This window comes from Sphingomonas sp. KR3-1 (assembly GCF_040049295.1).
Taxonomy (GTDB): Bacteria; Pseudomonadota; Alphaproteobacteria; order Sphingomonadales; family Sphingomonadaceae; genus Sphingomonas.
The window spans coordinates 2,271,613-2,286,058 of sequence record NZ_JBDZDQ010000001.1; the positions used below are offsets into that span (position 1 = coordinate 2,271,613).

Below are 14,446 nucleotides of genomic sequence, written 5' to 3' on the forward strand. Positions count from 1 at the left end.
TTGCGGAGCGCCGCGGACAGGCGCACTCTCCGGTCAAAAGCAGGAGGGGTACAGCATGCTGAAACTGGGGCTGGCGGCGGCTGCCGCACTCGTGATCGCGGCACCCGCGATGGCGGACGATTGGGATTTCGTGCTGATCAACAGCAGCGGCAAGGCGATCAAGACGGTCGAGATCGCGCCGACGGGCACCACCACCTGGCAGCCCAACAAGGTCGATCCCGAATTCAAGAAGGAAGACACGGTGGTGAAGCCCGGCGGGCGGATGACCGTGCATTTCGACAAGGGCAGCGGCTGCAAGTACGACGTGAAGCTCAACTTCGCCGACAACAGCAACGCGGTTTGGACGGCGATCAACGTCTGCGACAATTCGTTCGTCACGGTGAAGTACAGCGCGGCCGGCGCACCGGTCTTCACGGCGAACTGACCGCGTGCGGGCCGGGCGCCCGGCGCCCGGCCTCACCGCGCTAGAGCTTCCCGAACACCGCCTCGAATCCGGCGATGTCATGCTTCGCCAGGAAGCCTGCCTGCTCGATCCAGCGGTCGCGGTGGATGCGGCCCTGGAAATCGCCGAGCTTGGCGTCGAGCGCATCGGCCTCTTCGGGGGTCAGTGCCGCCAGCTGGGCGAAGCTGGTGATCCCCACGCTGTTGAGCTTCTCGGCAAGGCGCGGGCCGACGCCCTTCATCCGGGTGAGCTCGTCCGTTGCGGGCGCTGCCGGTGCGGGCGCTACGGGCGCTGGTTCGACGTGCGCCGGCTCGGCGAGGTCCGAAGCCAGCGAAGCGGGCGACGCATCTAGCGGCGCGGCAGCGGCGATCGGCTCATCGGCAAGCGGTTCGGGCGCCGGGGCTTCCTCCACGGTCGGTGCGGGCGGCATCGGTGCGATCTCGGCGATGGGTGCCGCAACCGGCTGCGGCGCGGGTTCGGCAACCGGCACAGGAGCCGGCGCTTCGGCCACGGGCTCGGGAGCGGGGGCCTCGACCGGCGCCGGCGGTGCGATCACCGGCTCGGCAAGCGGTGGAGGCGCGGGCGCGACGGGCGGGGTGATCGAGCGCGCGGGCGGCTCGGCGAACTGCTCCTCGTTATACTCCTCGATTTCCTCGCGCGCATCGCGGCGGCGGGCGGCAAGGCGGGCGCCCCACCACAGGATCAGCAGCGCGAAGACGATTCCCGCCGCGATCAGCGCGAACGGGAGCGTCAGCCAGATTGGCGCACCGTGAAAGAGCGGTCCGGTGGTATTCATCTGCGCCTGTCCCCGTCATGCAGTTGGCGATTCCCGGCAACTGCATAACGTGGTGCGGCGCAGCGCGACAAGCTAATCGCTCGACCCCTTGGCCGAGTGTCCCGAATCGGCAAGCTTCACCAGGCGCCCGAACTCGCTGCGCCAGTAATTGTCGGAGGCAGGCGCCAGCGCGCCGATCTGCCGGTAGCTGTAGCTGCCCAGGTACTTGTCGCCGCGCAGATGCTGGCCGAACGCGGCGACCGAGGTGACGAAGGCCATGTCCCCGCGCGGCGCAGTGGCGCTCTGCATCAGGCTCGCCGGCACCGCGCGCTCGATCAGCTTCGAGGTCTCGCTGCCCGGCGTCTTGTAGCGCAGCTTGACGAAAGCCATCTCGCCGCCCGCGTTCGCCGGAGCCGCGGGCCTGTTGGCAACGTAGCGCCGGTCGGGTGTCCAGCCCGCCGCATTGGCCGGCACGACCTCGTAGAGCGCGGTCACCTGATGCCCGGCGCCGATATCGCCGGCGTCGACCGTGTCGTTGTTGAAATCCTCCTCGGCCAGCGCGCGGTTCTCATAGCCGATCAGGCGGTACTGCTTGACCTGCGCCGGGTTGAACTCGACCTGGACCTTCACGTCCTTGGCGATCGTGAACAGCGTGGCGGAGAGCTCGTCGTCGAGCACCTTGGTCGCCTCCATCGCACTGTCGATATAGGCATAGTTGCCGTTGCCGACATCGGCGATGCGCTCCATCATCGCGTCGTTGTAATTGCCCTCGCCGAAACCGAGCGTGGTCAGCGTGATGCCGTCGTCGCGGTTCTTCCTGACCAGCGCCTCCAGCGCCTTGTTGTCGCTGATCCCGACGTTGAAGTCGCCGTCGGTGGCGAGGAAGATGCGGTTGATCCCGCCCTGCAGATAGTTGGCGCGCGCCACCGAATAGGCGAGCTTGATGCCGTCGCCGCCCGCGGTCGAACCGCCGGCCGAGAGGCAGTCGAGCGCCGCCTTCACATATTCCTTGCTGCTGGTCGGCTCGAGCACCACGCCGGCCGCGCCGGCATAGACGACGATCGACACGCGGTCGCGGGGCGTCAGCCGGTCGGCGAGCTGGGTCAGCGCCTTCTTGACCAGCGGCAGCTTGTCCTCGTCCTCCATCGATCCCGAGACGTCGACCAGGAACACCAGGTTCGCCGGCGGCCGGCCCTTGGCGTCGACGTCATAGCCGCGCAGCCCGATGCGCAGCAGCCGCGTCTCGGCGTTCCACGGCGTCGTCGCCACGTCGGTGGTCACGCTGAACGGCACGTCGCGCGAGGTCGGGCGCGGATAGTCGTAGCGGAAATAGTTGATCATCTCCTCGGTGCGCACCGCGCTCGCCGGCACGTCCTGGCCGCGGGTCAGGAAGCGGCGGACATTGGCATAGGCGCCGGTGTCGACATCGACCGAGAAGGTGGAGACGGGCTGCTGCGCGACCGACTGGATCGACGCGACTTCCTTGCCGTCATAGCGCTCGGTGTTGCCCGGCGCGCCATAGGGTGCAGTGCGGCTGCCGGTGACCTGCACGCCGGCGACGCGGCTGAGCGCCTGCGCGCTCGGTTGGCTGGGAAGCGCACCGATATCCTGCGCGGCGATCCCGTCGACGACGACCGGGGCGGGGGGCGCCGGCGGTGCCGGCATCGGCATCGGCTCGGGCGTCGGCATCATGATCGGCGAGGGCGTCGTCGCATAGACCGGCGCGGGGTGGCGGCGATGGCGGTCCTGCCCCGGCTGCACGCAGCGCACCGGCGAGCGCCGGTCCTGCGGTGCGGCGACCGGCCCGGCCTTGGGCAGGGGCGGCGGCGCGGCGGAGGTGGTGAGCAGGGCGGAACAACCGATCAGCAAGGCGGCACGCGACATGGCAACTCTCCCCTTCAGAGTGCGGCGCGCGAGTCGCTGCGCGCCTCTTCTCCCGTTGTTGCGCTCCCGAGATGAGCGCCAGATGAATGAATGATATATTATATCGAAACATAAAAAAGCGGAAAATACGTAGGTCGATCGTCACGAAGCGTTCGGAGCTTCCTAAGCAGCATGAAACGGTGCCGAATCTAGACCTTTGGCGGGGAGCTGCGAGAACGAGTTGCTGAAGCGAATTCCGCCAGGACAAGTGAAGCTTGGGATGTTCATCCATGGGTTCGAGGGCTCGTGGCTGACGCATCCCTTCTGGCGTTCGCGGTTCCTGCTCGAGCGCGCTTCCGATCTGGCGCTGCTCCATGCGAGCGAAGTGCCCGCGGTGATCATCGATGTCTCGCGCGGCCTCGCGCCCGATGCGCCCGCCGAGACCGCGCCGCACCCCGTTGCCATCCGCGCGCCCGTCTCCGCGGAGCACCCCACGCCCGATGCGGCGCCGTCGCCCTGGACGGCCGAGGGCTCGCCCGATGCCCAGAAGGCGGATCGCGAGGCCGCCCGCCGCACGATCGCCGAGGCGCGGCTCGTCGTTCAGGGAATCTACGAGAATGCCGGCAAGGGCCTGCCGATCGACGCAGACGAGGCCGGTCCGGTCGTCGCCGAGATCGCCGACTGCGTCGCGCGCAACCCGGCGATGTTCATCGACATGGCGCGGCTCAAGTCGAAGGACGAATATACCTATCTCCACTCGGTGTCGGTCTGCGGACTGATGGTCAACCTGGCGCGCGAGATCGGGCTCGACGAAGCGAAGGTGCGCGCGATGGGGCTGGCCGGCCTGCTCCACGATGTCGGCAAGATGAGCGTGCCCGCCGAGGTGCTCAACAAGCCCGGCCGGCTGAACGAGGACGAGTTCGCGCTGATCCGGCAGCATCCCGAGAACGGGCATGTGATGCTCTATGGCGGCAAGGGCGTGAACCAGGAGGCGCTCGATGTCTGCCTGATGCATCACGAGAAGATGGACGGCACCGGCTATCCCTTCGGGCTGGAGGGCAGGGCGATCAGCCTGGCGGCACGGATGGGCGCGATCTGCGACGTCTATGACGCGCTCACCTCGGACCGGATCTACAAGGAGCGCTGGACGCCGCTGCGCGCGGTGACCGAGATGCACAGCTGGACCGGCCATTTCGATCCCGCGCTGCTCTTCGCCTTCTGCCACAGCATCGGCGTCGCGCCGACGGGGATGCTGGTGCGGTTGCGCTCGGGCCGGCTCGGCGTGGTCCTGCCCGACGGCACGCACGGCACGCGCAGCAAGATCCGCGCCTTCCACTCGATCCAGACGCACCGCTCGGTTCCGCTCGAGGACCTGTTCAAGGGCGTGAGCGACGTGGTGACCGGCTTCGAGAACCCCGCCGATTGGGGCTTCACCCAATGGGACGCGGCGGTGCGCAAGCTGATCGAGGGGCATCCGGTGGCGCCGGACGCGCCGGCCCGCCACTAGCCCTCGCGGGCGACCTCGCGCCAGCCGATGTCGCGGCGGCAAAAGCCGGTCGGGAAGTCGATCGCATCCACCGCCTCGTACGCGGCGGCCTGCGCCGCGCGCACCGTATCGCCCAGCGCCGTCACGTTGAGCACGCGCCCGCCGCTCGACACCAGCGTGTCGCCGTCCATCCGCGTGCCTGCATGGAACACCTTGGCGCCGGTCGCCTCGGCCGCATCGATGCCGCGGATCGCGCCGCCGGTCTCGGGCGTGCCGGGATAGCCGTTGGCGGCCATCACCACGGTGAGCGCGGTCTTGTCCGCGAACACCGGCGCCGGCTGGCTCGCCAGCTCGCCCTTCGCCACGGCGAGCATCAGCGCGAGCAGGTCGCCCTCGAAGCGCAGCATCAGCACCTGGCATTCGGGATCGCCGAAGCGCGCGTTGTACTCGATCAGCTTGGGGCCGGCCGGCGTCAGCATCAGCCCGGCATAGAGCACGCCCGAATAGGGGGCGCCCATCCGCGCCAGCGCCTCGATCGTCGGGCGGACGATCTCGTCGATCGCCTGGGCCTCGAGTTCGGGGGTGAGCACCGGCGCGGGGCTATAGGCGCCCATGCCGCCGGTATTGGGCCCGGTATCGCCGTCGCCGACGCGCTTGTGGTCCTGCGCCGATCCGAACGCGACGAACGCCTCGCCATCGGTCAGCACGAACAGGCTGGCTTCCTCGCCCTCGAGGAATTCCTCGATCACCACGCTCGCGCCGGGCTCGGCGAAGATCGCGCGCACCGCGCCCTCGGCCTCCTCATGGGTGAAGGCGACGGTGACGCCCTTGCCTGCGGCCAGGCCATCGGCCTTGATCACCACCGGCAGCCCGAAATCCTCGAGGCTGGCGAGCGCGCCGTCGCGGCTCTCGCAGCGCACATAGCCCGCGGTCGGGATCTTCTCGCGCGCGCACAGGTCCTTGGTGAAGCCCTTCGATCCTTCGAGCTGGGCCGGCAGCTTGTTCGGCCCGAACACGGCGATACCCATGGTGCGGAGGTTGTCGCCCAGCCCGGCGACCAGCGGCGCTTCGGGCCCGATCACGACGAAGCCGATCGAGTGGCGCAGGCAGAAATCGATGATCGCGCGGTGGTCGCCCACGGCGATGTCCACGATTTCGGCATGCTCGGCTATTCCCGGATTGCCCGGCGCGGCGTAGAGCCGTTCGAGCAGCGGCGATTGTGCGAGCTTCCATGCCAGAGCATGTTCGCGGCCGCCCGAGCCAAGCAATAGGACATTCATGAGCGACCCCTTCTCCGATACGCCAGCGCGGCTCGTAGCCGAGCCGGTGCCGGGCGACAACGCACCGGCGCTGTCGGTCAGCGAATTATCGCTGGCGCTCAAGCGCATGGTCGAGGGCGAGTTCGGCCATGTCCGCCTGCGCGGCGAGATCTCGGGTTGGAAGCGCGCGGCATCGGGCCATGCCTATCTGGCGCTTAAGGACGCCGACGCGGTGATCGACGGGGTGATCTGGCGCGGTGCCGCCAGTGCGATCCCGTTCGCGCCGCAGGACGGGCTGGAGGTGATCGTCACCGGCAAGCTGACCATCTATCCGGGCCGCAGCAAATATCAGATCGTCATCGAGCGGATGGAACTCGCCGGCGAAGGCGCGCTGATGGCGCTGTTCGAGAAATTGAAGGCCAAGCTGGCCGGCGAAGGCCTGTTCGATCGCGAGCGCAAGCAACCCTTGCCCTATATGCCGCGCACGATCGGCGTGATCACCTCGCCCACCGGCGCGGTGATCCGCGACATTCTCCACCGCCTCGCCGATCGCTTCCCGAGCCATGTGCTGGTCTGGCCGGTCAAGGTGCAGGGCGACGGAGCGGCGCAGGAAGTGGCGAACGCGATCCGCGGCTTCGACGCACTGGGGGAGGGCAGCGCGGTGCCGCGCCCCGACCTGCTGATCGTCGCGCGCGGCGGCGGCTCGATCGAGGATCTCTGGGCGTTCAACGAGGAAGCCGTGGTCCGCGCCGTTGCCGCCTGCCGCATCCCGGTGATCTCCGCCGTCGGCCACGAGACCGATACGAGTCTCTGCGACTATGCCGCCGACCTGCGCGCGCCGACCCCCACTGCCGCCGCCGAGATCGCGGTGCCCGTGCTGGCGGACGTGCGCCACACCGTCGCGACGCTCGCGCACCGCACCGAGCGCTGCGTGCGCCGCTATCATGAGCGCGCCGGCGAGCGGCTGGCGGCGCTGGTCCGCGTGCTGCCCAGGCGCGACGCGCTGCTCGGCCCCCAGCGCCAGAAGATGGACGATCTCGGCGGCCGGCTCGATCGCGCGCTCGAACGCCGCGTCACGCTCGCGCGCGGCGTGCTCGATCGCTCTGCCGGTGCGCTGCGCCCGGCGATGCTCGACCAGCGCCTCGCTTCCGCGCGCCAGAAGCTCGACGGGATCGGCCGCCACCTCGATCTCGTCCACCCCAACCGTCCGCTCGAAAAGGGCTATGCCTGGGTCGAGGCGCGCGGGACGAAGAAGGTGATCGGCACCGCCGAGGCGGCGCGCGCCGCGGGTGCCGTGACGCTCCACTTCATCGACGGCGCGGTCGATGCCCGCCTTGAGCGCCCGGCCGGCAAATCCTATGATGCGCCCAAGCCCGAACAGCCCAGCCTGTTATGAGGAAGTCCATGTCGAGGATGCCGCGCCCATGCTGATGTCGAACCCCGTCGCCCGCGCCGCGCGCCTGCATTTCATGGCGAACGGCTTCCGCGTGCTGACGCCCGGCGATCATGTCGTCTGCGCGGTCACCGGCGAGAAGGTGCCGCTCGAGCGGCTGCGCTACTGGAGCGTCGCGCGGCAGGAGCCCTATGCCTCCGCCGAGGTCGCCATGCAGGCGATGCGCGGCTGATGGGACTCGCTGCCCGGCTGCCCGCCTCGATCCTCGGCTTCCTCCTGCTCGCCAGCCCGTTGCTGCCCGCTGCCGCGCCCACGCTGGCGCCGGCGCAGGCGGCGCCGATCCCCACCGCCCCCAACGTCGCCGGCCCCTTCCTCTTCCAGGGCCAGTTCATCCAGGGCGGCGCGGTGATCGGCACCGCGCCCAAGGGCACGAGCATGCTCGTGCTCGACGGCGAGTCCGTGCCGCTCACCTCCGATCGGCGCTTCCTGATCGCCTTCGATCGCGATCACGGCCCCGCGGCGACGCTGGTCGCCACGCTCGACAACGGCACCCAGGCCCGCCAGCAACTGGTGATCGCCCCGCGTGCCTGGGACATCTCCCGGCTCGACACGCTGCCCAAATATCCGGTGCCGCGCCCCGAGTTCGATCGCCTGCGCCCCGCCGAGCTCGCCCAGATCAATGCTGCGCGGAAATTGCAGACTGATGCGGCAGGTTGGCGGCAGATGCCGTTTTTCTGGCCGGTTGTCGGGCGGATTTCCACGCTTTTCGGCTCGCAGCGCATCTATCGCGGCGAGCCCGGATCCTATCATTCGGGGATCGACATCGCCCGGCCCAGCGGCACGGTGGTGCTGGCGCCGGCGGACGGGGTGGTGATCCTCGCCGCGGCCCGGCCCTTCACGCTCGAGGGCAATCTGCTGATGATCGATCACGGCATGGGATTGAACAGCGCTTTCATGCACTTGTCGCGGATCGACGTGAAGCTCGGAGAGCATGTGCGGCGCGGCCAGCCGATCGGCGCGGTGGGCATGACCGGGCGCGCGACCGGGCCGCATCTGCACTGGAGTCTCAAGTGGCGCGACGCGCGGATCGATCCGTTGCTCGTCGCGGGGTCGATGCCGGTTGCCGATTGAGGCGCAAATGTGTCGCGCTGCAACATAAAGAAACAGGAATAGTCGCTGCCACGCAATAAAATGCGTGCCGATGTGGCATTTTCGCTACAGTGAGTTTGAAAGCGCGCGCAGCATCCGGATCGCAGTTTACAGCGCAAATGCTGCGGCCCACGATCCCCCCAAGCTTTGCTGCCATGATACGTGAGTTGCACACGAATGGGCAGGGAAGCGGGGAGACAACCCGGTAGCGTGCGAAAGTAACGCTTCCGGAACAATGAGGGATCACCATGAAGAACACGCAGATCAACCTGCGCGGAGGCACTGCGGTGTCCGCGCTGGTTTTGGCGGGTATGCTTTTCGCCACTCCGGCTATGGCGCAGGATACCACGTCCGGCACTGCCGCAACGCCGTCCACCCCGGCTACCACCGATCAGCAGACCTCCGACGATTCGAACTCGATCGTCGTCACCGGCTCGCTGTTCCGCCGCACCGACACCGAGACCACCTCGCCGGTCACCGTGCTGAGCAGCGAAGACCTGCAGAGCAAGGGCATCACCAACACCGCCGATGCGATCCGCTCGATCTCGGCGGACAATTCGGGCTCGATCCCGACCGCGTTCGCCGCGGGCTTCGGCTCGGGCTCGGCCGCCGTCTCGCTGCGCGGCCTGACGGTCAACTCGACGCTGGTGCTGATCGACGGCATCCGCACCACCAACTATCCCTATGCCGATGACGGCCAGCGCGCGTTCGTCGACCTCAACTCGATCCAGCGCTCGACGATCGACCGCATCGAAGTCCTGAAGGACGGCGCCTCGTCGACCTATGGCGCGGACGCGATCGGCGGCGTGGTCAACATCATCACGCGCAAGGAAATCAAGGGCATCGAAGGCACCGCCGAAGGCGGCGTCTCGCGCTACGGCGATGGCGGCGAGCAGCGCCTCAGCCTCACCGCCGGCTTCGGCGACCTCGCCGAGAAGGGCTTCAACTTCTACGTCAGCGGCGAGTACGAGCATGACTCGCTGATCTCGGTCGCCGACCGCGGCTTCCCCTACAACACCGAGGACCTGTCCTCGATCGGCGGCGACAACCTGAACTTCGGCTCGCCGCTGTTCGGTGCGTTCGGCGGCCGCAACGCGGGCATCACCGCAGTCGTCCGTCCGGCGCGCGAGACCACCGCGGGCAACATCTTCTCGGGCCAGTACATCCCCGATCCGGCGACCGGCGCCGATCAGCTGCCCTTCGCCACGCGCATCCTGAGCCCGAACGGCCAGTGCACGGGCACGCAGATCACGCACACCGACGGCACCGGCAGCTATTGCGAGTGGAACTACGCGCCGTACAACACGATCCAGCCCGAGCAGACCCGCTACGGCGGCACCGCGAAGCTGACCGCGAACATCGGCAGCAACGCGCAGGCCTACCTGACCGGCACCTATTACTACAGCAAGGTCTTCTCGACCGCGAACTCGTTCACCGCGCGCCAGCGCAACCCGATCAACACGACCAACATCGTGCTGCCGGCGCTGCTCTCCAACGGCTCGGTCAACCCGTACAACCCCTATGCCGTCGCCGGCTGCGTCGAAGCGGTGACCTGCGTCGATGCGCAGCTTGCCTATAATTTCGGCGACATCCCGAACACCGCGACGACGATCAACAAGCTCTATCGCATCGCGGGCGGCATCAACGGCTCGTTCGGTGACGGCTGGACCTATTCGTTCGACGCGACCTACGCGAAGAGCGACCTGGACGGCATCAACCAGGGCTATATCAACATCGCGGGCCTCGAGAACGCGATCAACAACGGCACCTACAACTTCCTCAACCCCTCGCTGAACACCCAGGCGGTGCGCGATCAGGTTTCGCCGATGGCGGAGACCAAGGCCAATTCGAGCCTGTTGATGGCGCAGGGCGTGGTCACCAAGGATCTGTTCCAGCTTCCGGGCGGCGCGCTGCAGCTCGGCGTCGGCGGGTCGATCCGTCGCGAGACGCTCGACAATCCGAATGCCAATGCCAACCAGGCGTTCCTCGGCCTCAACGCGGTCACCGCGTCGGGCAAGCGGACGATCACGGCGGCCTTCTTCGAGTTCAATGCACCGATCCTGAAGAGCCTCGAGATCAACGGTTCGGGCCGCTACGATCACTATTCGGAAGGGTTCAACAACTTCTCGCCGAAGGTCGGCATCAAGTTCAAGCCGATCCCGCAGCTGGCAGTCCGCGGTACCTATTCGCGCGGCTTCCGTGCGCCGAGCTTCGCCGAGTCGTTCAACGGCGCGGTGATCGGCTACACCAGCGCGACCCCGCCGGCGGATGTCGTCGCCGAGCATGGCAACAACGCCTATGTCCAGTCCTACTCGCTGGGCTTCAACAGCGCGTCGAACCCGAACCTGAAGCCTGAAAAGTCGCGCAGCTTCACCGCCGGTGCGATCTTCGAGCCGGTCCGCTGGCTGAGCTTCACGGTCGACTATTACAACATCAAGAAGACCGACGTGATCGCCGGCGGCCCGCTCGCGGGCGAAGCCATCGACGATTACTACAGCGGCACCCCGCTGCCGGCGGGCTATTCGGTCGTCCTCGACGATCCGGATCCGCAGCACCCGACGGCGCGCCGCAAGGTGCTGATCGTGAACTCGCCTTATGCCAACGCGTCGGCGCTGCTCACCTCGGGCCTCGATGTCTCGGCCACCGCGAAGTTCAACATCTCGCCGGGCTTCAAGTGGACGAGCTCGGTCGAGGCGACCGAGATCTTCGAGTACAACTTCAAGCCGTCCGACACCTCGCCCTATGATCACTATGTCGGCACCCAGGCGCCGTACGTGACCTCATCGGGTGCGGGCACGCCGCGCTGGCGCGGTAACTGGTCGAACAGCTTCGAGATCGGCGATCTCACGCTCACCGGCACGGCCTATTACACCAGCGGCTACAAGTCGGTGGCGGAAGACCAGGTCGGCCACGGCGCGACGACCTGCGCCGACAACCTCTATGGCGGCAGCGATCCGAACTTCGGCTGCTACGCCAAGCACTTCATCACGTTCGACCTGGTCGGCCAGTACAAGGTCAACAGCCAGTTCACTTTCTACGCGAACGTGATCAACCTGTTCGATGCCAGCGCGCCGCTCAACCCGGCCAACTATGCCGGCATCAACTACAACCCGACCTACACCCAGCCGGGCATCGTCGGTCGCTTCTTCCGCGCGGGCGCGAACTTCAAGTTCTAAGCCCTGCGGAGACGCAAACGAAAAGGGGCGGCCTTCCTCCGGGAAGGCCGCCCTTCTTCTTGTCCGCGCCCTGAAGCGGGTCAGGCCACCGTGAGCGCCAGCGCGCCGTCGCCTTCGTCGATCTTCACCGTCGACCCGTCCTTCACCGCACCGCGCAGGATCAGGTCCGCCAGCGGATCCTGGAGGTAACGCTGCACCGCGCGTTTCAGCGGCCGCGCGCCATAGACCGGGTCATAGCCCACCCGGCCCAGCCAGGCGCGCGCGGCGTCGGTCAGGTCGAGCTGGATCTTGCGGTCCTTCAGCAGCTTGGACACGCGGCCGACCTGGATGTCGACGATCGGCGCCATGTGCTCCGCGGCCAGCCGGTGGAACAGGATGATCTCGTCGAGCCGGTTGAGGAATTCCGGGCGGAAATGCGCGCGGACGATTTCCATCACCTGCGGCTCGACGCTGTCGACGCTCTGCCCCTCGCCGAGATTGGTGAGGAACTGGCTGCCCAGGTTCGAGGTCAGGATCACGATCGTGTTCGAGAAGTCGACCGTGCGCCCCTGGCCATCGGTAAGACGGCCATCGTCGAGCACCTGGAGCAGCACGTTGAACACGTCGCCATGCGCCTTCTCGACTTCGTCGAACAGCACGACCTGATAGGGCCGCCGCCGCACCGCCTCGGTCAGCACGCCGCCTTCCTCATAGCCGACATAACCGGGAGGGGCGCCGAGCAGCCGCGCGACCGAGTGCTTCTCCATGAACTCGCTCATGTCGATGCGCACCATCGCGTTGGAATCGTCGAACAGGAACTCGGCCAGCGCCTTGGTCAGCTCGGTCTTGCCGACGCCGGTCGGTCCCAGGAACAGGAACGAGCCCAGCGGCCGGTTCGGATCCTGCAGGCCCGCGCGCGAACGCCGCACCGCGGTCGACACGGCCTTCACTGCATCGGCCTGGCCGATCACCCGCTTGCCGAGCACTTCTTCCATGGCGAGCAGCTTCTCGCGCTCGCCCTCGAGCATCTTGTCGACCGGAATGCCCGTCCAGCGCGCGACCACCGCGGCGATGTCCTCGCTGGTCACTTCCTCGCGCAGCATCGCGCCCTTGGTGGTCGACTGCGCTTCTTCCAGCTGCTTGGTCAGCGCCGGGATCGTGCCGTAGCTGAGCTCGCTCATCTTCGCGAGGTCGCCGCCGCGCTGCGCCTGTTCGAGCTCGATCTTGGCCGCTTCCAGCTGCTCCTTGAGCCTGGATTCGCCCGCGATCTTGTCCTTCTCCGCCTGCCAGCGGCCGGTCAGTTCGGCGGACTGCTGCTCGAGATTGGCGAGGTCCTCTTCTAGGTTCGCCAGCCGGTCGCGCGAAGCTTCGTCGGTTTCTTTCTTCAGCGCCTCGCGCTCGATCTTGAGCTGGATGATGCGGCGATCGAGATTCTCGATCTCCTCGGGCTTGGACTCGACCTCCATGCGGATGCGCGAGGCCGCCTCGTCCATCAGGTCGATCGCCTTGTCGGGCAGGAAGCGGTCGGTGATGTAGCGGTTGGAGAGCGTCGCCGCCGAAACCAGCGCGGCATCGGTGATGCGCACGCCGTGGTGCAGCTCGTACTTCTCCTTCAGCCCGCGCAGGATCGAGATCGTGTCCTCGACCGTCGGCTCGCCGACGAACACCGGCTGGAACCGCCGCTGCAGCGCCGGGTCCTTCTCGACGTATTTGCGATACTCGTCGAGCGTCGTCGCGCCGATGCAGTGGAGCTCGCCGCGCGCCAGCGCGGGCTTGAGCAGGTTGCCGGCGTCCATCGCGCCCTCGGTCTTCCCGGCGCCGATCAGCTGGTGCATCTCGTCGATGAACAGGATGATGTCGCCTTCGCCGGCCTTCACTTCGTCGAGCACGCCCTTGAGCCGCTCCTCGAACTCGCCGCGATATTTCGCGCCGGCGATCAGCGAGCCCATGTCGAGCGACATCAAGGTACGGTTCTTGAGATTGTCGGGCACGTCGCCATTGGCGATGCGCAGCGCCAGCCCTTCCGCGATCGCGGTCTTGCCGACGCCGGGCTCGCCGATCAGCACCGGATTGTTCTTGGTGCGCCGCGCCAGGATCTGGATCGTGCGGCGGATCTCTTCGTCGCGGCCGATCACCGGATCGAGCTTGCCGGCCCGCGCCGCCTCGGTCAGGTCGCGCGCGAACTTCTTGAGCGCGTCATACCGGTCCTCGGCGCCGGCGGTGTCGGCGGTGCGCCCGCCGCGCAGCTGGTTGATCGCCGCGTTGAGCGCCTCGGGCTTGGCGCCCGCCGCCTGCAGCGCCTTGCCCGCCGCGGTGTTGAGGCTGAGTGCCAGCGCGACGAGCAGCCGCTCGACAGCGACGAAGCTGTCGCCCGCCTTGCCCGCGATCTGCTCGGCCTGGTCGAGCACGCGCACCGTGTCGTTGTCGAGCCCCGGCGTCTGCTGCGCGCCGCCGCCCGAGACGGCGGGAATCTTCGACAGCGCCAGGTCGGTCTCGCTCAGCGCGCGCTTGGCATCGCCGCCCGCCTTCTGGATCAGGCCGCTTGCCATGCCCTGCTCGTCTTCGAGCAGCGCCTTCAGGATATGCTCGGGCGAAATCCGCTGATGGCTCATCCGGATCGCGACGGTCTGCGCCGACTGGAGGAAACCCTTGGCGCGGTCGGTGAATTTCTCGAGGTTCATGCTCGTCCCTGTTGCTTCTTGTCCGCGAGATAGTGTTGCAATAAAGCAACACAAGGGGCGGGTGTCACGCTTTCCCGCCAAATGTAGTGCCGCGCGCGGCCGCGCCAAGCGGCACATTCCCCGCCAATCGTTGCGTGTCCGCAACCTGTAACGTCAGGGTCGCGCAACTGCCATCGCCGCTACGCGATGCTGCAACGCACAAATCCTAGCGCCTGCCGGGTCCGGGCATGATGCCCGTGCGAA

General features: G+C 67.5%; 10 protein-coding genes. 6 read left to right on the forward strand and 4 right to left on the reverse strand.

Annotated elements, in window-relative coordinates:
• Window positions 1–55 precede the first annotated feature (55 nt).
• The gene (locus ABLE38_RS11200; protein ID WP_348974220.1) at window positions 56–424 is read left to right on the forward strand and encodes a hypothetical protein; all 369 of its coding nucleotides are present in this window, start codon (window positions 56–58) and stop codon (window positions 422–424) included.
• A 40-nt stretch (window positions 425–464) separates the two neighbouring features.
• Here ABLE38_RS11200 and ABLE38_RS11205 read toward each other — a convergent pair whose 3' ends face one another.
• Window positions 465–1,238 (reverse strand): helix-hairpin-helix domain-containing protein, encoded by a 774-nt coding sequence (locus tag ABLE38_RS11205; protein WP_348974221.1) that lies wholly within the window; start codon window positions 1,236–1,238, stop codon window positions 465–467.
• Between the two features lie 72 nt (window positions 1,239–1,310).
• Window positions 1,311–3,101, reverse strand: a complete 1,791-nt coding sequence (locus ABLE38_RS11210) for a von Willebrand factor type A domain-containing protein (RefSeq protein WP_348974222.1) — start codon at window positions 3,099–3,101, stop codon at window positions 1,311–1,313.
• Window positions 3,102–3,321: 220 nt separating this feature from the next.
• Between ABLE38_RS11210 and ABLE38_RS11215 the strand changes: the two genes are divergently transcribed.
• On the forward strand, window positions 3,322–4,587 hold the full coding sequence (locus ABLE38_RS11215; protein WP_348974223.1) for an HD-GYP domain-containing protein: 1,266 nt from the start codon (window positions 3,322–3,324) through the stop codon (window positions 4,585–4,587).
• Here the strand turns inward: ABLE38_RS11215 and purD are convergent.
• On the reverse strand, window positions 4,584–5,846 hold the full coding sequence (gene purD / locus ABLE38_RS11220; RefSeq protein WP_348974224.1) for a phosphoribosylamine--glycine ligase: 1,263 nt from the start codon (window positions 5,844–5,846) through the stop codon (window positions 4,584–4,586). The two genes, ABLE38_RS11215 and purD, sit on opposite strands and share 4 nt — an antisense overlap.
• Here purD and xseA point away from each other — a divergent pair.
• From xseA to ABLE38_RS11240, 4 genes are all read left to right on the forward strand, one after another.
• The gene (gene xseA / locus ABLE38_RS11225; RefSeq protein WP_348974225.1) at window positions 5,845–7,221 is read left to right on the forward strand and encodes an exodeoxyribonuclease VII large subunit; all 1,377 of its coding nucleotides are present in this window, start codon (window positions 5,845–5,847) and stop codon (window positions 7,219–7,221) included. The two genes, purD and xseA, sit on opposite strands and share 2 nt — an antisense overlap.
• A 28-nt stretch (window positions 7,222–7,249) precedes the next feature.
• Window positions 7,250–7,450, forward strand: a complete 201-nt coding sequence (locus ABLE38_RS11230) for a DUF2093 domain-containing protein (protein ID WP_348974497.1) — start codon at window positions 7,250–7,252, stop codon at window positions 7,448–7,450.
• Window positions 7,450–8,349, forward strand: a complete 900-nt coding sequence (locus ABLE38_RS11235) for a M23 family metallopeptidase (protein WP_348974226.1) — start codon at window positions 7,450–7,452, stop codon at window positions 8,347–8,349. The genes ABLE38_RS11230 and ABLE38_RS11235 overlap by 1 nt, the downstream gene beginning before the upstream one ends.
• A 266-nt stretch (window positions 8,350–8,615) precedes the next feature.
• Window positions 8,616–11,543: a TonB-dependent receptor gene (locus ABLE38_RS11240; RefSeq protein ID WP_348974227.1), complete on the forward strand. Its 2,928-nt coding sequence runs from the start codon at window positions 8,616–8,618 to the stop codon at window positions 11,541–11,543.
• Between the two features lie 80 nt (window positions 11,544–11,623).
• Here ABLE38_RS11240 and clpB read toward each other — a convergent pair whose 3' ends face one another.
• Window positions 11,624–14,203 carry an ATP-dependent chaperone ClpB gene (gene clpB, locus ABLE38_RS11245; protein ID WP_348974228.1) on the reverse strand — a complete coding sequence of 860 codons (2,580 nt, stop codon included), beginning with the start codon at window positions 14,201–14,203 and terminating at the stop codon, window positions 11,624–11,626.
• Window positions 14,204–14,446: the final 243 nt, after the last annotated feature.